Annotated in this window: 19 protein-coding genes; 12 read left to right on the forward strand and 7 right to left on the reverse strand. The window is 33.4% G+C overall.

The window, feature by feature from the left end:
- Positions 1 to 5 precede the first annotated feature (5 nt).
- Positions 6 to 782 carry an alpha/beta fold hydrolase gene (locus LJY17_RS00290; RefSeq protein ID WP_264544816.1) on the forward strand — a complete coding sequence of 259 codons (777 nt, stop codon included), beginning with the start codon at positions 6 to 8 and terminating at the stop codon, positions 780 to 782.
- 144 nt (positions 783 to 926) lie between these two features.
- On the opposite strand, the gene LJY17_RS00295 is transcribed toward LJY17_RS00290, so the two are convergent.
- Positions 927 to 1,685, reverse strand: coding sequence for a DUF4197 domain-containing protein (locus LJY17_RS00295; protein WP_264544817.1), 759 nt, complete (start codon positions 1,683 to 1,685; stop codon positions 927 to 929).
- A gap of 4 nt (positions 1,686 to 1,689) precedes the next feature.
- A complete protein-coding gene (locus tag LJY17_RS00300; RefSeq protein ID WP_264544818.1) occupies positions 1,690 to 2,412 on the reverse strand; it encodes a DUF4197 domain-containing protein in 723 nt (240 codons plus the stop codon).
- Positions 2,413 to 2,648: 236 nt separating this feature from the next.
- Here LJY17_RS00300 and LJY17_RS00305 point away from each other — a divergent pair, with 236 nt between their 5' ends.
- On the forward strand, positions 2,649 to 6,074 hold the full coding sequence (locus LJY17_RS00305) for a methylmalonyl-CoA mutase family protein (RefSeq protein WP_264544819.1): 3,426 nt from the start codon (positions 2,649 to 2,651) through the stop codon (positions 6,072 to 6,074).
- Between the two features lie 167 nt (positions 6,075 to 6,241).
- Here the strand turns inward: LJY17_RS00305 and LJY17_RS00310 are convergent, their stop codons facing one another.
- Positions 6,242 to 6,637 carry a hypothetical protein gene (locus LJY17_RS00310; RefSeq protein ID WP_264544820.1) on the reverse strand — a complete coding sequence of 132 codons (396 nt, stop codon included), beginning with the start codon at positions 6,635 to 6,637 and terminating at the stop codon, positions 6,242 to 6,244.
- A gap of 185 nt (positions 6,638 to 6,822) precedes the next feature.
- Here LJY17_RS00310 and LJY17_RS00315 point away from each other — a divergent pair, with 185 nt between their 5' ends.
- The 10 genes from LJY17_RS00315 to LJY17_RS00360 all read left to right on the forward strand — a co-directional run bounded on the left by LJY17_RS00315 (position 6,823) and on the right by LJY17_RS00360 (position 14,090).
- Positions 6,823 to 7,338 (forward strand): hypothetical protein, encoded by a 516-nt coding sequence (locus tag LJY17_RS00315; protein ID WP_264544821.1) that lies wholly within the window; start codon positions 6,823 to 6,825, stop codon positions 7,336 to 7,338.
- Positions 7,296 to 7,739: a transposase gene (locus tag LJY17_RS00320; protein ID WP_264544860.1), complete on the forward strand. Its 444-nt coding sequence runs from the start codon at positions 7,296 to 7,298 to the stop codon at positions 7,737 to 7,739. The genes LJY17_RS00315 and LJY17_RS00320 overlap by 43 nt, the downstream gene beginning before the upstream one ends.
- 224 nt (positions 7,740 to 7,963) lie before the next feature.
- Entirely contained in the window at positions 7,964 to 8,380 is a 417-nt protein-coding gene (gene ruvX / locus LJY17_RS00325; protein WP_264544822.1) for a Holliday junction resolvase RuvX, read from the forward strand.
- A gap of 94 nt (positions 8,381 to 8,474) precedes the next feature.
- Positions 8,475 to 9,974: a malate:quinone oxidoreductase gene (locus LJY17_RS00330; protein WP_264544823.1), complete on the forward strand. Its 1,500-nt coding sequence runs from the start codon at positions 8,475 to 8,477 to the stop codon at positions 9,972 to 9,974.
- A 304-nt stretch (positions 9,975 to 10,278) separates the two neighbouring features.
- Entirely contained in the window at positions 10,279 to 10,869 is a 591-nt protein-coding gene (def, locus tag LJY17_RS00335) for a peptide deformylase (RefSeq protein ID WP_264544824.1), read from the forward strand.
- A gap of 23 nt (positions 10,870 to 10,892) precedes the next feature.
- Complete coding sequence (locus LJY17_RS00340; protein ID WP_264544825.1) at positions 10,893 to 11,378, forward strand: DUF5606 domain-containing protein; 486 nt, start codon at positions 10,893 to 10,895, stop codon at positions 11,376 to 11,378.
- A gap of 143 nt (positions 11,379 to 11,521) precedes the next feature.
- Positions 11,522 to 12,295: a nucleoside triphosphate pyrophosphohydrolase gene (gene mazG, locus LJY17_RS00345; protein WP_264544826.1), complete on the forward strand. Its 774-nt coding sequence runs from the start codon at positions 11,522 to 11,524 to the stop codon at positions 12,293 to 12,295.
- Positions 12,296 to 12,301: 6 nt separating this feature from the next.
- Positions 12,302 to 13,099, forward strand: coding sequence for an alpha/beta hydrolase (locus LJY17_RS00350; protein WP_319800135.1), 798 nt, complete (start codon positions 12,302 to 12,304; stop codon positions 13,097 to 13,099).
- Positions 13,096 to 13,398 (forward strand): antibiotic biosynthesis monooxygenase family protein, encoded by a 303-nt coding sequence (locus tag LJY17_RS00355; RefSeq protein ID WP_264544827.1) that lies wholly within the window; start codon positions 13,096 to 13,098, stop codon positions 13,396 to 13,398. The genes LJY17_RS00350 and LJY17_RS00355 overlap by 4 nt, the downstream gene beginning before the upstream one ends.
- A 29-nt stretch (positions 13,399 to 13,427) precedes the next feature.
- Positions 13,428 to 14,090, forward strand: coding sequence for a hypothetical protein (locus LJY17_RS00360; protein ID WP_264544828.1), 663 nt, complete (start codon positions 13,428 to 13,430; stop codon positions 14,088 to 14,090).
- 48 nt (positions 14,091 to 14,138) lie between these two features.
- Here the strand turns inward: LJY17_RS00360 and LJY17_RS00365 are convergent, their stop codons facing one another.
- The 4 genes from LJY17_RS00365 to LJY17_RS00380 all read right to left on the reverse strand — a co-directional run bounded on the left by LJY17_RS00365 (position 14,139) and on the right by LJY17_RS00380 (position 18,845).
- Positions 14,139 to 16,004: a DUF349 domain-containing protein gene (locus tag LJY17_RS00365; protein WP_264544829.1), complete on the reverse strand. Its 1,866-nt coding sequence runs from the start codon at positions 16,002 to 16,004 to the stop codon at positions 14,139 to 14,141.
- 228 nt (positions 16,005 to 16,232) lie between these two features.
- The gene (locus tag LJY17_RS00370; RefSeq protein ID WP_264544830.1) at positions 16,233 to 16,970 is read right to left on the reverse strand and encodes a shikimate dehydrogenase family protein; all 738 of its coding nucleotides are present in this window, start codon (positions 16,968 to 16,970) and stop codon (positions 16,233 to 16,235) included.
- Positions 16,945 to 17,451, reverse strand: coding sequence for an energy transducer TonB (locus LJY17_RS00375; RefSeq protein ID WP_264544831.1), 507 nt, complete (start codon positions 17,449 to 17,451; stop codon positions 16,945 to 16,947). The genes LJY17_RS00370 and LJY17_RS00375 overlap by 26 nt, the downstream gene beginning before the upstream one ends.
- Entirely contained in the window at positions 17,451 to 18,845 is a 1,395-nt protein-coding gene (locus LJY17_RS00380) for a tetratricopeptide repeat protein (protein ID WP_264544832.1), read from the reverse strand. Before LJY17_RS00380 ends, LJY17_RS00375 begins: the two co-directional genes overlap by 1 nt.
- Between the last annotated feature and the right edge of the window lie 182 nt (positions 18,846 to 19,027).

Here is a 19,027-nt window from a genome sequence, read left to right on the forward strand (position 1 = left end):
AGTCTGTGATAAATTATACTGTTTACGAAAATCATTCAAATACTCAATGGGTAACATTTGTTCATGGAGCTGGTGGTAGTTCGTCAATTTGGTATAAACAAATTAGAGAATTTCAAAAGCATTTTAATGTTTTGGTTCTTGATTTAAGAGGTCATGGTGACTCTAGAAAAACTGCTTTTACAAAAAAATATACTTTTAAATCTATTGCACAAGATGTGATCGAAGTGATTGATCATCTTAAAATTCAGTCATCACATTTTGTGGGCATTTCTCTCGGCACAATTGTAATTCGTCAATTGGCTGAAATGTATCCTGAAAGAGTAAAAAGCATGATTATGGGAGGCGCTATTTTGAAAATGAATTTCCGTTCCCAAATTTTAATGCGAGTAGGGAATGTTTTTAAGTATGTACTTCCTTATCTGGTACTTTACAAATTATTTGCTTTCATTATTATGCCAAAGGATAATCATAAACAGTCTCGTTTGTTGTTTATTAATGAGGCCAAAAAACTGTATCAAAAAGAATTTATTAAGTGGTTTAAATTAACTGCCGAGATTAACCCAGTGTTAAGATGGTTCCGCCAAGTGGAGCTGAATATTCCAACATTTTACATTATGGGAGAAGAGGATTATATGTTTTTACCTTCTGTGAAAAAAGTGGTGGAAGCACATTATAAAACAGCTAAATTATATGTTGTAGAAAAGTGTGGACACGTTGTAAACGTAGAGCAAGCTTCGGTTTTTAATGCTCAAGTAATTAATTTCCTGATGGAATTCAAATAAAAAAGCCGGTACCTAGATACCGACTTTTTTGTAAACTAACCAAACCAAACAAAATTCTATGAATTTCTCTTACAAAGGTCAGTATTTTTTTCGAATGCTATTGTTAAGATAATGTTATTATCTTCTTGATTATGAAAATTTTAACTATTTCTTGTCTTGTAAGCTGAATACCCTTTTTAACAAATCAGAAGTTCTTGCTGCAATGTTAGTTCGGATATTTTTTTCTTCAATTGCAACCATTTTGAATACCCCTTCCATTGCTTTATTGGTGGTGTAATCTGTTAAATCTGGGTTAACTTTTTTAACCAGCGGAATGCTGTTGTATTTGTTGATGATATTGGTCCAAACTTTATCTGCCCCAACTTTTGCAAATGAATTTTTAATCACGGGATTAAATTTTCCATACAAAGCCGTTGAGGTAGAGTTTTGTAAATAAGTTGTTGCTGAACGATCGTCTCCTAAAAGAATATTTTTAGCATCTGTAAATGTCATTCCTTTGATGGCATCCACAAATATTGGTGTCGATTCTTTTACAGCATCTTCGGCAGCTTTGTTTAAAACTTTTAATCCTTCATCGGCTAATTTTCCCATTCCAATGTCTCGAAGTCCTTTGTCAACCTTTTTTAATTCTTCGGGAAGTAAAATTTTGACCATTTCGTTTTTATAAAACCCATCTATAGCTGTAAGCTTTACAACTTGCTTGTCGATACCATTGTTTAAAGCTTCTTTTAAACCCGATGCAATTTCAAATTGTGAAATACCTTGCTCAGTAGGTAATTGATTAATCACCTGTTGCATTTCGGCGCATCCTGAAAATAAAGGAAGGATAGCTAGTAAAATGATAACTTTTTTACTCACAGTTTTTAAATTGCTTTTTTGGTGTTCGTGAATCGTTGATTTCATGGCCTTACTTTTTATCTTGTAATGCAAAAACTTTTACTAATAAATCAGATGTTCTTGATTTAATATTAGTTCTAATATTTTTTTCTTCCACAGCAATCATTTTATAAACACCATCTAAAGCTTTATTGGTTACATAATCATTAATGTCAGGGTTAACTTTAGAAACCAGTGGTAAACTGTTGTATTTTTTGATGATATTGTTCCAAATAACATCAGCTCCTACTTTTCCAATAGATTTTTGAACCACAGGATTAAATTTAGCATAAAGCGGATTTCTAGTAGAACCTTGTAAGTAGTTTGTTGCGGCGTCTTGATTGCCAAGTAAAATATTTTTGGCATCAGTAATTGTGATATTTTTAATGGCATCTACAAATATTGGTGTCGATTCTTTTACAGCATCTTCAGCGGCTCTGTTTAAGGCTTTTACACCATCATCGGCTAATTTAGACATTCCCATTTTTCGCAAAGTTTTATCCACTTTTTGTAATTCTTCGGGCATTAAAATTTTAACCGCTTGGTTTTTATAAAAACCATCAGTAGCGGTTAGTTTAGTTACTTGTACATCTACACCTTTGTTTAAAGCTTCTCTTAAACCAGCTGCAATATCTAGCCCTCCGTCTTTTTTAGTGATTGATGTAAGTTGTTCTTCAGCTTTTTTTAGTAAATCTTTTAATTGTGCGTTACTAGCAAATGGGATTAAAAATAATAGTAGGAATATCTTTTTCATAATAAAAATTTGGTTTACCAAAGATAATCAAACTCTATGCCTTTTTAAAAAATCGAATTAATTTGAAGGTAATTTTTGAATTGTTTTTTAATTAAAATGCAATCGCAGTAGTGAATAGTGAGATAAATTTTACAGAAGTTTTGTAATGACTCTTTTTTATTCGTAATAATACAAAAAATAAGGCTTTTAATTTTTTAGAAATATGTAAATTGCAGCACAAATTTATTACCATAACAATGGAACAAGTACAACCTTATCAACCAAAAAATAAAGTTAGAATTGTAACTGCGGCTTCACTTTTTGACGGCCATGATGCAGCAATTAATATCATGCGTCGTATTATTCAGGCAACGGGTGTGGAAGTTATTCACCTGGGACACGACAGAAGTGTGGAAGAAGTGGTAAATACTGCTATTCAAGAAGATGCCAATGCGATTGCGATGACATCCTATCAAGGTGGTCACAACGAATATTTTAAATACATGTATGATTTGCTAAAAGAAAAAGGAGCAGGTCATATCAAAATTTTTGGAGGCGGTGGCGGAGTAATCTTGCCTTCAGAGATTTCAGAATTACACGAATACGGTATCGAAAGAATTTATTCTCCCGATGATGGTCGTGAATTAGGATTGCAAGGAATGATTAATGATTTGGTGATGCGTTCCGATTTTCCGGTAGGCGATGTGCTGAATGGTGAGCTGAATCATTTAGAAGATAAGAATCCGACAGCGATTGCTCGTGTCATTTCTTCGGCGGAAAATTTCCCTGAAGTGGCGAAACCTGCTTTGGAGAAAATCTACAAAATAAATCAGGACAGTAAAACGCCGGTTTTGGGAATCACGGGAACAGGTGGCGCCGGAAAATCATCTTTGGTAGATGAATTGGTTCGTCGTTTTCTAATCGATTTCCCTGAAAAAACTATCGGATTAATTTCCGTGGATCCGTCAAAACGTAAAACGGGTGGTGCACTTTTGGGAGACAGAATCCGTATGAATGCGATCAATAATCCTCGTGTTTACATGCGTTCGTTGGCAACCCGTCAGTCGAATTTGGCCTTGTCAAAATACGTTCAGGAAGCGATTGAAGTATTGAAAGCAGCTAAATACGATTTGATTGTGTTGGAAACTTCCGGAATCGGTCAGTCGGATACGGAAATCATGGATCATTCTGATGTTTCGTTATACGTAATGACGCCTGAATTCGGTGCGGCAACTCAGTTGGAGAAAATCGACATGTTGGATTTCGCCGATTTGGTAGCTTTGAATAAATTTGACAAACGCGGTGCTTTGGATGCGATTCGCGATGTGAAAAAACAATACCAGCGTAACCACAATTTGTGGGATGTTGATCCTGATAAAATGCCGGTTTTCGGAACGATTGCTTCGCAGTTTAACGATCCGGGCATGAACACGCTTTACAAATCCATTATGGATAAAATTGTAGAGAAAACGGGAATCGATTTGCACTCGACTTTTGAAATTACGCGTGAAATGAGCGAAAAAATCTTCGTGATTCCGCCACACAGAACGCGTTATTTGTCGGAAATCGCAGAAAACAACCGAAAATATGACGAAACAGCGCTTTCTCAGGTTGATGTGGCGCAAAAATTATATGGAATCTTCAAAACGATTGAAACCGTTTCTGGAAAAGCTCCTAAATTAGATAAATCGGGTGTAGTTGAGGAATCGTTGAATCATTCGCCGGAAAAACAAGAATTCTTATCATTATTAACAAAAGAATTCGACCGCGTAAAAATGAATTTGGATCCTTACAACTGGGAAATCATTTTAACCTGGGACGAAAAAGTCAACAAATACAAAAATCCGGTGTACTCGTTTAAAGTACGCGATAAGGAAATCAAAATAGCAACGCATACCGAGAGTTTATCGCACTCTCAAATACCAAAAGTAGCCTTACCGAAATACCAGGCTTGGGGCGATATCCTAAAATGGAATTTACAGGAAAACGTTCCGGGAGAATTTCCTTTTACTTCGGGATTGTATCCGTTTAAACGTGAAGGAGAAGATCCATCACGTATGTTTGCCGGGGAAGGCGGACCGGAAAGAACCAACAAGCGTTTTCATTATGTGAGTGCCGGTTTACCAGCAAAACGTTTATCGACTGCTTTCGACAGTGTGACGTTATACGGAAATGACCCACACGTTCGTCCGGATATTTACGGAAAAATCGGAAATGCTGGGGTTTCTATCTGTTGTTTGGACGATGCTAAAAAATTATATTCTGGTTTCGATTTGAGTCACCCGATGACTTCGGTTTCCATGACCATTAACGGTCCAGCTCCGATGTTGCTTGGTTTCTTCATGAACGCGGCCATAGACCAGAACTGTGAGAAATACATCAAAGAGAACGGTTTAGAAAAAGAAGTTGAAGCCAAAATTGCTAAAATTTATAAAGAAAAAGGCGTAGAACGTCCACGTTACCAAGGCGAATTGCCTGTAGGAAACGACGGTTTAGGCTTAATGCTTTTAGGTGTTACCGGAGATGAGGTGTTACCAGCGGATGTTTATAACGATATTAAAATAAAAACCTTAGCACAGGTTCGTGGAACGGTTCAGGCCGATATCCTAAAAGAAGATCAGGCGCAAAATACGTGTATTTTCTCTACAGAATTTGCCCTTCGTTTAATGGGTGACGTTCAGGAATACTTTATCAAAGAAAACGTTCGTAATTTCTATTCGGTTTCGATTTCTGGTTACCATATTGCCGAAGCAGGAGCGAATCCTATTACGCAGTTGGCGTTCACGTTGGCAAATGGTTTCACTTACGTGGAATATTATTTAAGCCGCGGTATGAACATCAACGATTTCGGTCCGAACTTATCCTTCTTCTTCTCGAACGGTATCGATCCAGAATATGCTGTTATTGGTCGTGTGGCACGTAAAATCTGGGCAAAAGCCTTGAAAAACAAATACGGTGCGAATGAAAGAGCTCAAATGTTGAAATACCATATTCAAACATCCGGTCGTTCGTTACACGCGCAGGAAATCGACTTTAACGATATCCGTACGACATTACAAGCGTTGTATGCGATTTACGATAACTGTAACTCGTTGCATACCAATGCGTATGATGAAGCGATTACAACACCAACGGAAGAATCGGTACGTCGTGCGATGGCAATTCAGTTGATTATCAACAAAGAATTAGGTTTAGCTAAAAACGAAAACCCAATTCAAGGTTCATTCATCATTGAAGAATTGACCGATTTAGTCGAAGCTGCTGTTCTTCAGGAATTCGACAGAATAACGGAAAGAGGCGGTGTGTTAGGTGCTATGGAAACCATGTACCAACGCTCGAAAATCCAGGAAGAATCGTTGTATTACGAAACATTGAAACATACCGGAGAATTCCCGATTATTGGGGTGAATACTTTCTTGAGTTCAAAAGGTTCGCCAACTGTAATTCCTGCTGAGGTAATTCGTGCAACGGAAGAGGAAAAACAATACCAGATTGTAATGTTAGATAATCTGCACAAAGCCAATGCGCATAAAGTGGAGGAGCAGTTGAATATCATTCAGGAAGCCGCTATCCAAAACCAAAACATCTTTGAAAAACTGATGGATGCCACTAAAGTGTGTTCGTTAGGTCAGATTACTTCAGCGTTGTTTGAAGTAGGAGGACAGTATAGACGAAATATGTAAGCAGAGAACCGAAATCTTTGAAAAGATTTCGTGTAAATCGCTTACACTGAGTCTTGGACTGAGCTTGTCAAAGTCTTGTCGAAGTGTTTTAAAAAAGCAAGTTTATATAAGTTAAAATGCCCCGATTGGGGCATTTTTTATTCTTCTAAATAATAATACTACTTTTATTATCTATTCTTTGTTGGGTTACTCTTTAAGTCTAAAACTTCAATAATTTCACAATCTGCTGAAAACATAGGACCTTCTCTGAAATTTCCTTTCACGCCAACTTTAATTTTCTCATAGTGATAGGGTCTCATTTGATTGTTTATAATCCACATTCTTGCCGTTCCTGAGTTTGGTACAGATATATTATTTTGTAATATAACATTTCCTTCTTCATCTTCAAATTCTGGCCATATCATATACATTTTATTTTCAGATTCATCAATGAATGAAAAATCACAACGAATTCCTTGATAAGGTTCACCTGTTTTTCTTCCGCCGTCTTCTGGACTTCTGAATTTATATTTTACTCTGAAATCTGCTTTGTGATTAAGTCTTTTTTCATAAGGTTCATGCATAAACAGATGCTTAAATTTTAATGATAGGTTGATTGTTTTCAATCAAAGATATGATAAATGAATATTTTTGCTCTTCTAAGCAAAGTCTCTTGACTTTGAGTAGGAAAATATCGTATGTTTCAATAGACACGAGCGAGACGCCATAAGTGTTCGAAACCTTAAATTTTATAATTTTACAAGAAACTATGCAAGTTTCAGAAGTATTAAATTATATCTCCAAAGAGGAATTAGAAAGATTATCATTAGATTACAAGGTTGATTACCAAGTTAAAAAGCTCAATGAGCAAACGATGTTTCAACTTTTACTTTTTTCAATGCTAAATGTAAAGCATAATAGCTTGAGTGTCATGGAGGAATTTTATCATTCATTAGCCTTTAAAAGTATTGCAAACAATAGTTCTGAGGGGGTAAGATACAATTCGATAAGAGACCGATTAGTTGCTATAAACCCGTGTTATTTCGAGGCAATTTTTAAAAGTTGTTTAAAACAATTTCAAAATAAATATCTTAAGAAGAAACACAATATTATTGCTTTTGACTCTACTTTAGTAAGTATTTCTTCAAAATTATTTGCAGAAGGAATGCAGATTAACAAACAAGGAGATAAAAGATTTGTGAAGTTTAGTATGGCTTTTTCCAATGTCCCATACATTCTAAGATATTTACAGACCAGGCTTTCGTTTCTGAAGATTTTGCTTTAAAAGATTTAATAAATGAATGTCTACTAAGTCCAGAAAACATATTGGTCTTTGATCGCGGACTTCAGGCAAGAAGTGTATTTGAAGGTTTCAATAATCAGAACTTTATTTTTGTTACTCGCCTTAATAATTATACTCGCTTTCAAATAGTTGAGGAATTTCAAATAGTTCAAAAAGAAACAGAAAGATTATCTATTGAAAGAGATTTGAAGGTTATATTGTTTGATAAACGAAATAAAAAAACAACTTCATTTTTAAGGTTAATCATTGCACGAGAAAAGGAAAGTAATGAAATATTCTATTTTTTAAGCAATAGTAATAATCTAACTTCTAAAGAGATTGTCGATATCTACAAACAGCGATGGGAGATTGAAGTATTTTTTAAATTTATAAAACAAAACTAAAATTTGCTAACGAGTTAGAAGTATTAATCATCAAAGAAATTGTGGAAAAATGCGGAGGAAATCCAAATCAAGTTGAGGATATTTTTAAACCGAAATAAGGTTTCGAAACTTATGATTTTTAATCCATGCCATAAATAATTTAAAACAAATCTACTAAATCAAATTATAAATTACCTGCAAAGAATTAAAGCCAATAATATTTACCTTTGTAACAAAAATATAGCATGCCAAGAATACTCGCATTAGATTACGGAATGAAACGAACAGGAATTGCCGTTACAGACGAACTGCAAATTATAGCATCGGGTTTAGAGACAGTTCCTTCAGAAAAAGTGATTGATTTTTTGAAAGATTATTTCTCAAAAGAGCAAGTTACTAAGGTGCTTATTGGCGAACCAAAACAAATGAATGGACAACCATCTGAAAGCGCTCCCATAATTGAGGCTTTTGTGATAAAGTTTAAAGAGATATTTCCTAAAATTCAGGTAGTTAGGGTAGATGAGCGTTTTACTTCAAAAATGGCGTTTCAAACTATGATTGATAGTGGACTAAAAAAGAAACAACGTCAAAATAAAGCCTTAATTGATGAAATTTCGGCAACAATTATGCTTAGAGATTATCTATCTCGAAAAATGATATAGGTTTTTTTATCAATATCTAAAATTCTATTAAGGGTTGAAAATTAAGATAAATTTTGCATTTTTTGATAGTATCTTTGTGGCACAATTCTAAGAAATGACAACAACAACACAAAAAATCGAAACAGATGTAGTGTTAATAGGTGCTGGAATTATGAGCGCTACGTTAGGACTACTTCTAAAAGAATTACAACCTGATTTAAAAATCGAAATATTTGAGCGATTAGATATCGCTGCTGCAGAAAGTTCTGATGCTTGGAACAATGCGGGAACCGGTCACGCTGCTTTTTGTGAGTTAAATTACACTCCTGAACTAGAAGACGGTTCTATTGATGTAAAAAAGGCCGTTAAAATTTCAGAATCATTTGAAGTTTCACGCCAGTTTTGGGCATATCTTGTCGAAAAGAACTTATTGCAAAATCCAGAAAATTTTATAAAAAGTGTTCCTCATCTAAGCTTTGTTTGGGGTGATGATAACGTTGAGTATTTAAGAAAACGTTTTAACGAACTGCAAAAATTCCACTTGTTTAAAGAAATGGAATTTACTGAGGACGCCAATCAAATAAAAGAATGGGCGCCTTTAGTAATGGAAGGCCGTAAGAGCAAGGATAAAATTGCAGCGACAACCATGAAGTATGGTACTGATGTTAATTTTGGAGCATTGACACGCAGTATTTTTAAATATCTGGAAACGCTTGAAGGTGTTACAGTTCACTACAATCATGAAGTAAAATCACTTAAGAAAAGAGATACAGGAATTTGGAGAATTAAGGTTAAGGATATTGCTTCTGGAGAAAAGAAAAAAGTATATATGCCATTTGTGTTTATTGGTGCTGGAGGAGGTTCGTTATTACTTTTAGAAAAAGCCAATATCCCTGAAGGAGAAGGTTATGGAGGATTTCCTGTAAGCGGACAGTGGTTGAAATGTACTAATCCTGAAGTGATTAAAAAACATGCTGCTAAGGTGTATGGTAAGGCTTCTGTTGGTGCACCACCCATGTCGGTTCCGCATATTGATACGCGCATGATTGATGGAGAAAAAGCATTACTTTTTGGTCCGTACGCTGGGTTTTCTACTAAATTTCTTAAAAATGGTTCGTATTTCGATTTAATTAAGTCGATTGAATTAGACAATATAAAGCCTATGATAGGAGCAGGAATTAAAAATATTCCACTTACAAAATATTTAATTGAACAGGTTTTTCAATCGTCAAATGATAGAATGAAGGCGTTGAAAGAATATGTTCCCTCTGCTAAAAAAGAAGATTGGGTTTTAGAAAATGCTGGACAACGTGTTCAGGTTATCAAAAAAGATAAAGAAGGTAATGGGGTGTTGGAATTTGGTACCGAAGTGGTTGCAGCTCATGATGGTTCTCTAGCAGTATTACTTGGAGCATCACCGGGAGCATCTACAGCGACTTCGATAATGATTGAATTACTTGGGAAATGTTTTCCGGAACAAATGAAGTCTGAAGCTTGGCAAAACAAGTTAAAAAACATGATTCCGTCATACGGGCAAAGTTTGTGTCAGAATACTGAATTGTGTGACCAAGTAAGAAAAAAAACAAATGAGGTACTAAAATTGAAAGTAGATTAACCTCAGTTCAAGTGTTTTTTGTGAAATGTAAAGGAACAAAAAATGACCCGAGGTATAGCTGAACGGAACGAAGTTAATCGAGAACTAATCGTTAAAATTTCTCAATAAGATTTTCCCTATTTTAGTTCTGAAAATGAATCAAAGTAGCGTTGAGTAACAAAACTTATAGCAATGCATTTAATTTTAGTAAAATTAATTACTTTTGCACTCTAAATTAAATGCGTTAAGGATAGAAGCAAGGTGTCATGCACCGCGAATAGCCTGACCCTAAGTTTACGAAGGGGAACGCCCAAATTGAAATAGAATGATTTATCCAATTGTTGGTTATGGAGATCCTGTTTTAAGAAAAGTAGGAGAAGAAATAACTAAAGAGTATCCAAATTTAAACGAGGTTTTGGCAAACATGTATGACACGATGTATAATGCATGTGGAGTAGGTTTGGCAGCACCTCAGGTTGGTTTGGCAATTCGTTTATTTATTGTAGATACGGAGCCTTTTAGTGAAAGTGATGATTTGTCAAAAGAAGAAGCGGAACAGTTAAAAGGTTTTAAAAAGACATTCATTAATGCTAAAATTCTTAAAGAAGAAGGCGAAGAATGGGCTTTTAACGAAGGTTGTTTAAGTATTCCTGATGTGAGAGAAGACGTTTACCGTCATGAAAAAATTACAATTGAATATTTTGATGAAAATTTTACTAAGCATACAGATGTTTACGATGGCTTGATAGCAAGAGTTATTCAACATGAATACGATCATATTGAAGGAGTTTTGTTTACAGATAAAATATCGTCACTTAAAAAGACGTTAATTAAAAAGAAACTTCAAAATATAATGGACGGGAAAGCAAGACCAGATTATAGAATGCGTTTTGCAGGTCCTAAAAAAGGTAGATAAACTAACAAATAAGATATATAAAAATGAATTTAGAGAGAATATTAGCCATTTCTGGTAAACCTGGATTATATGCATTAAAGATGCAAACAAGAACTGGTTTTGTTGCTGAATCATTAGTTGATGGTAAAAAAATCACAGTAGGTTTACGTAGTAACGTAAGTTTATTATCAGAAATATCTATGTATACTTACAGTGAAGAAAAACCACTTGCTGAAGTAATGACTGCTATTGCTGCAAAAGAAAACAATGGAGCAGCTCCTCAATTAAAAGATGATAAAGCAGCTTTAACAGCTTATTTTTTAGAAATATTACCAGATTACGATCAAGAAAGAGTTTATGCTTCAGATATTAAAAAGGTATTAAACTGGTATAATATTTTACAATCTAAAGGTTTAATTGTTGTAGAAGAAGAGAAAAAAGCACCTAAGAAAGCTGCAAAAGCTAAAACTGAGGAAGCTGCTACAGAAGAAAAACCTAAAAAAGCAAAAGCTACTAAAACTAAAGAGTAATCGAAGTTTTAACATAATTATAAGTCCTGCAAGTGATATTCATTTGCAGGATTTCTTATTTTTACACGAATCACTTTTTTTGCACACTGAGATTGTCAAAGTTTGAGTAAACAAAGAAAATGAATATATAAATAACAAAGCTAATGAATACACGTCAACAACAGCTTGATGCCTTTAATAGATTGCTAGATATCATGGACAATTTACGTGAAAAATGTCCTTGGGATAAAAAGCAAACACTTCAAACACTTCGTCATCTCACTATTGAGGAAACCTATGAGTTAGGAGATGCAATTTTAGACAACAATCTTCAAGAAGTGAAAAATGAACTTGGTGATTTATTGCTTCATATTGTTTTTTATGCCAAAATTGGAAGCGAATCAAACAGTTTTGATATGGCTGATGTGGCTAATGATATTTGTGAAAAGCTAATTCATCGTCATCCGCATATTTATGGTGATGTGATAGTAGAAAATGAAGAGGAAGTTAAACAGAATTGGGAGAAGCTAAAGTTAAAAGAAGGAAAACAATCGGTTCTTGAAGGAGTGCCTAAAAGTTTGCCCGCTTTGGTGAAAGCAAGCCGAATTCAGGATAAAGTAAAAGGAGTAGGTTTTGATTGGGAAGAACCACATCAGGTTTGGGAAAAGGTCCAAGAAGAACTACAAGAACTTCAACACGAAGTAAAAACTAATAATCAAGATAAAATCGAAGCCGAGTTTGGAGATGTTTTATTCTCTATGATTAATTACGCTCGATTTCTTAATGTAAATCCAGAAGATGCTTTAGAAAGAACGAACAAAAAGTTTATAAAACGTTTTACTTATTTAGAAGGCAAAGCAAAAGACTTAGGTAAAAATCTTTCTGAAATGACTTTGGCCGAGATGGATGTGTTTTGGGAAGAAGCTAAAAAGCTATAATTAGAGATGATGAAAAAAATAATACTTCTACTGACTTTATTATTTAGTGTTTTTGTTTCGGCTCAAAAGGATTTTGTGTTGGGTAAAATAGAAACGATTCCTTCAAAAGTATTAAATGAAGAACGAACCATAAATATATATTTCCCTGCCGAGTATGATGCTACTAAAGCATATCCAGTAATTTATTTATTGGATGGGTCTCAAAGTGAAGATTTTATACACATAGCGGGAATTTTGCAGTATGGTAATTATGAATGGTTAAATATGGTTTCTAAATCTATTTTAGTTTGGATTGCTAACGTAGATAGAAAACGCGATTTTACTTTTCCTACAACTATAGAAAAAGACAAAAAAGATTATCCTACTACAGGAGAGTCTGAAAAGTTTATTTTTTTTCTTGAAAAAGAACTACAGCCTTTTGTTGAAAGCAAGTATAATACAACAAGTAGTAAAACACTTATAGGGCAATCATTAGGAGGTCTTTTAGCTACCGAAATATTGTATAAAAAACCAACTCTTTTTTCCAATTATATAATTATAAGCCCAAGTATTTGGTGGGACAATGAATCCTTATTTAAACTAACTCCTGAATTCTTAAAGCAAAATTTTAATCAAAAAACAAAAGTCTTTGTTGGAGTTGGGAAAGAAGGAAAAGTAATGGAAGGTGATGCTAAGAAACTTTACGATATTCTATCAAATAATAAGAAAAACATAGAAAGTCATTTTAAATATTTTGGTGATGCTAATCATGGAGATATTTTACATTTAGCAGTTTATAAAGCATTCGAAACACTAAAAATATGAAGCCACCATATTACGCAGTAATTTTTACTTCGGTAAGAACAGAAGTTGAACAAGGTTATGCACAAATGGCTAATCTTATGGTTGAAATGGCTAAAGAGCAAGAAGGATTTTTAGGAGTCGAATCGGCTCGTAATGAAATAGGTATTACCGTTTCGTATTGGAAAGATTTAGAATCTATTAAAAACTGGAAAAGTAATTTAGATCATTTACAGGCGCAACGTATGGGAAAGCAAAAATGGTATGAGTCTTATAAAGTTAGAATTGCCTTGGTTGAAAGAGAATATGATTTTGAAAAGTAATTTGGAATAATTTTTGATAAATTTAGATTGTGAAAAAAATAATAGTAATACTGTTTTTGTTGCCAATTATAGGTTTTGCCCAAGAAGGAAAGCCTATAAAGTCTATTGCTATACCAAGAACCGATACTCCGTTACCAGATAAAAAGCCCGAAGATCAAACGGAAGCACCTCAATATTCAATTTCTAAACCGTTTGAGCCTAAAATGTTTAAATCGCCTAAGAAAGTTTATGAAGCGCCACAATTAGAAACAACAATAGGAATGGGTAATCAACCTAAAAGTGATATTAAACCTGGTTTAGATTTTGAAAAAAAATTGAATAAACCATTTCAACCAGAAGATGATGCTAAAGTGTATAGAGGAAATCAATTCTTGGGAGATTTTAAAACAAAATCTGGTTCTGCAAAAATTGTATATCGTGATCACGAATTTGTAGATGGTGATTTAATTAGAATTTGGGTAAATGGGGTAGTGGTTGTAGATTATGTTTATTTAGAAGGCTCTTTTGGGAAGTTGAATTTAGGACTGACAAAAGGAATTAATAAAGTTGAGTTTGAAGCACTAAATCAAGGCTCTTCAGGACCTAATACCGCTGAATTTAGAGTTTATGATGATAATGAAAATATTATTTCATCCAATCAATGGAATTTAGCCACAGGTTTCAAAGCTTCTATAATAATTGTAAAAGAATAAAAAATAATAATATAATAAAAAGCCTAGCATTGCTAGGCTTTTTTATGATTATAAACTTCTAAGTTGCTTAAGCTTGTCTTTCCAAGTTGCAAGTTCGTCTTTATGACGATCAATATTTTTGTTAATTTCTACAACCATCGGATTGTCTTTTTTGGTGTTAGCAAAAAACTGAATATTATTTTCTAATTGGAAAATTTCTTTTTGTACTTCCTCAATTTTACGTTGAATAAATATTTTTTCATTATCCAAGGCTCTAGGATCATTTGAGTCAGTTAATTGCTCAATACGATTGTTAAAACGCATCATTTCAGCATCTTTTTTACTTAAGCTCAATTTTTCAAATAAAGCATCAAGTATTTTATTGAATTTACCTTCAATATGACGTCTTGCAAAAGGTACTTTTCCGAAGCTTTTCCAAGTTTCAATATGTTTTTTTATTTCGTCTAAGTCAGTTTTGTGATTTCCGGTAAACTCAAAAAGGCGAACAGTTTCTAAGTATTCTTTTTTCTTTTCAAAAGCTTCTACTTCTACAGCCTCATTTTCGTTTTTCACAGCATGAAGTCTATCAAAATAATGATTGCATGCCGCTTTAAAATCGGCCCAAACTGCATCAGAAAATTTACGTGGCACATGACCAATCTGTTTCCATTCTTCTTGGATTTTCTTCATGATTGGTGTTGTGCTTGCAAAGTCATCACTTTCTTGCAATTCTTTGGCGCGAGCTACTAAAGCATTTTTCTTATCAAGATTGTTTTGTTGTTCTTTTTTAATGTCTTTATAAAAAGAGTTCTTATGTGCATTAAAGTTACGAACAGCAGTTTTAAAATCAGTCCAAGTTTGCTCATTCACATCAGCAGGTACTTTCCCTGTCGAAAAGAATTCTTGACGTAACGCTTCAATTTTATTGATTTGGCCTTGCCATCCAGAGTGAATTTCTATATGTTCTGTTGCAATAGTTTCAATTGCAGCAATAATCTCTTTTTTCTTAGCCAGATTTTGCAACTCTATTTCGTGTTGTTGAGCAAATAAACCCTCACGTTTTTCATGCATTTGTCTAGTAACCTCACTAAATTTTTGCCAAACTTCTTCACGTTTTTCTCTAGAAACAGGTCCAATTTCTTCTTTCCAGATTTTATGTAAAGATTGAAGTTCTCTAAACGCTTTAAAAACATCTTGTTCTTGAAGTAAATCTTCTGCTCGGCTAATTATTTTTAGCTTTAAATCTAAATTGTGTTTAAAGTCTAAGTCACGGGCTTCACGATCAAGGTGTAGATAATCGTAAAAATTTTCTACATGGAAATGATAATTATTCCAAACGTGGTTGTATTTGTCTTTTGGGATAGCTCCAGCATTTTTCCAGCGCTCACGTAAATCGTTGAATCTTTTTAGATTATCACCAATATTTTCACTAGGATTAATCAATGTTTTTAATTCTTCAATAAGTTCTAAACGTTTCTGAAGATTATCTTTAAGTTTTGATTCTAAACTTTTAAAATGATTATTCTTCTTCGTTTTGAAATTGTTATATAAAGAATCGAATTTTGATTTTAGAGGCAAATGATATTCAAATTCTTCAGTAGAATTAGGATTTTCATGAAGAAATTCTTCCTTCTTCTCCTCAATAAAATGATTGTATTTAGATAAAAATGCTGTTTTTATTTCCTCAACATGGTCTTTTATAGCAAGAATATTGTCCTTTGCAACCACATGTTCAAGCTCAACAACCAATTTATCCATGTCCATTGCTTCATAATCAAGCATAGGAATTTCATGGCTATTGTCTGTTGATGTGTGTTCGCCAGCTTCAGCATTTAAATTTTCTATGGTCTCAATAGCTTGATTTGCAATATTTTGCGTAGTAGCTTCTGTGTTTCCGTCTGCGTGAAGCAGGTTGTCGTGTTGTTCTTCTTGCATATTGCAGGATATTACTGTTTAATAATTAACGCCGAAGTTACTAAAAAGCGTATAAATTAGAAAGTAAAAACTGCTATAAAGATGTATAAATCGGTTAAAATGAGTTATAATCATCTTTTTTTAGGAGCTTAATCCAGCTGTTCACTATATCTTTTGGTAACTTCGAGAGTACTTCGACAAGCTCAGCATGACACCTCAGTTACCAAAAGGATGCCGCTTCCATCTGGGCTATGAATTCCAAATTTCCCAAGCTTTTTCGGCTTGTAAAACCAGCATTTCGTAACCATTTTTTATCGTTGCTCCTTGTATTTCTGCTTTACCTAAAAAGGTTGTTTTTTCTGGATTATAAATTAAATCATAAGCAATGTGCTTCGAAGTAAAATATTGATAAGGTATATCTGGACAGTTTTCAATATTAGGAAAAGTGCCTAAAGGAGAACAATTGACAATGATGTGATATTCATCAAAAGTATCTGAATTTAAATCATTGTAAGTAATCATGCCAAATGCTTCTTTTCTTGAAACATACTGAAAATGAATTCCAAGTTGATTTAAGCCGTAAGCAATGGCTTTTGCAGCGCCACCTGTTCCAAGAATTAATGCTTTTTTATGATTAGACTTAAGCAAAGGTTTTAAAGATTCTGTAAAGCCAAAATAATCCGTATTGTGACCAATTAATTTTCCTTCTGGAGATACTTTTATAGTATTTACTGCTCCAATCTCTTTAGCGTTGTCTGATAGGTCATCTAGAAACGGAACAACATCTTGTTTGTAAGGAATGGTGACATTCATTCCAATTAAATCAGGATTATTTTTTAGTACTTCAGGAAATTCATTTATGGATTGAATGTCAAAATTATCGTAACAGAAATCATTAGTAATTCCATCTTTTTTAAATTTTTCTGCAAAGTAATTTCTTGAAAAGGAATAACTAATATTTTTACCTAGTAATCCTAGTTTCTTCATTAGAGATGTTGGCTTTAATATCAATTTGAATAGGAACCATATATTTTGTCCTTACTGGCTTTTTGTGTCTTGTTCCAGGTTTCCATTTTTTTAGAGATTGAATGGTTTTAATTGCTTCAGTTCCCATTTGTTGTCCTAAGTTTCTTAAAACTTTAAAATGTGTTAATGAACCATCTTTCTCAATAATAAATTCAATTAGAATTTTTCCCTTTAAATCTTCACTAACTGCTGGATTAAATGCTTTGTTAAAATCCTCATCAAATTTAACAGCACCATCTAAATATTCAGGAAACGAATCTAATAGATTAGCATTTTTGGGATAATCATAGATATGATTTTCATCAAAAACAGGTTCCACACGAACAATTTGATTAACATCTTTTTTGACGTTAGATTCTTTTGTTTTACTAGCTTTGTTTCTGATTTGGCAAACTACTATTGCCGGAAATAGAATAAAGACTAAAAAAAATATTTTCTTCATTACTTACTATACTTCGCTACGGTTTCTTGAACAAGATTTGTATCCCAAACACCAGGAAAAATTTCTTCGAGTAAAAATCTGTTTTTAAAACTTTGACGTAAACCGTTATTAAGATGATATAAACCTTTTTCGGTTTCGTTTAGCATTAAGTGTAAACCAGCTAGTCGATACTCAATTTCATATTCGTCAGGAAAATGATCGCAAGCTTGTAAAAGTGTTTGAATTGCTGCGTCAAATTCACCTAAATATTGTAAAACATTTACCCAATATAACCAAGTTTCTAATTCTGTAGCACCAAATTCTACAGCTTTTCTATAGCCGTATTCGGCTTCTTCAAATAAATTTAAAGCCTTATTAATGGCTGCAAAGCGTTTCCAGTAAAAACGATTTTCTCCATCAATAGCAATGGCCTTGTTTACAAAGTATAATGCTTTTTGGAAGTCGTTATGTTTAAAATGATGGTCGGTAATAGCAATCCAACCTTTGTCTAACAAAGGGTCTTCATGAACTGTTTTATTGTAGAATTTTAAAGCTTCTGAATCATTACCTAATTTTTCGTAGCACTTACCAATACGTAGTAAAGCATATGAAGTAGGGTCTTCTAAACGAATCGTTTCGTTGTAATTGTAAATAGCTTCTTCATATCTTTTTAAACGTTCTAGTGATTTTGCTTTTTCCATAAATGCTCCCATAAACTGGTCGTCAATTACAGTTGCATAATCAAATGCAATATAAGCTTCTTCGTATTTTTTAATGGTATAGTTTAATCTACCTAACTGATGCCAAGCAATTTCACTGTAAGGATTTTTGTCGATGTATTCAGTTAAAAACTCAATAGCTTCTTCGTATTGTTCTAAAAATTCAAAGCAATAAATAACATTATAAAGGCTCGATTGCTCTTCTGGCTCTTCTTCAAGACATTTTATAAAATTTTCTTTTGCCAATTCCAGTTCATCCATAAAAAGGTATTCCATACCAATTAGGTTGTGAACATCAGCATAATCATCAGTATACTTTAAAGCTACTTTAAGCAACTCTACCGCTTTTTCGTGATTATCTCTTTTAGAATAAATATTAGCCTTCTGAATGTAGATTTCTTCGTTAGTAGGTTCAATTGCGTAAAGTTCATTTAAAAGTTTTTCTGCTGTTTCAAGTTTGTCTTCAAAAATCAGCATTTCTACTTGAACTAGTTTTAATCCTGTTGATTTTGGATGTTGCTCGAGCGCTAACTTAAGTGCCTTCTTGGCAAGACTCGGTTTTCCAATATCCATGTAATGTAGTATGATATCCTCGAATTCTTCTGAATCAAAAAACAAAACCTTGTTTGTTTTAAGCATTGATTCAAAACGTGATAAGGATAAATTTCGATCTTCTTCTTCGTGACTCAAATGCATACTCATTGTTTTTAGAATTATCCTTAATAAAGTTAGGAAACCTTTTAATTTGTTGTTGGCATCGAAAATCAATTGTTGTGAACAATTTAATTAACAATTTTAGTGTGATCAGCTCTTATTTTTAGTAGCTTTTTCCAGCTTTCGCCAGTCGCTTTTAATTGTCAAGTTCAATAAATTGACTC

This window comes from Flavobacterium hankyongi (assembly GCF_036840915.1).
GTDB classification, from domain to species: Bacteria; Bacteroidota; Bacteroidia; order Flavobacteriales; family Flavobacteriaceae; genus Flavobacterium; species Flavobacterium hankyongi.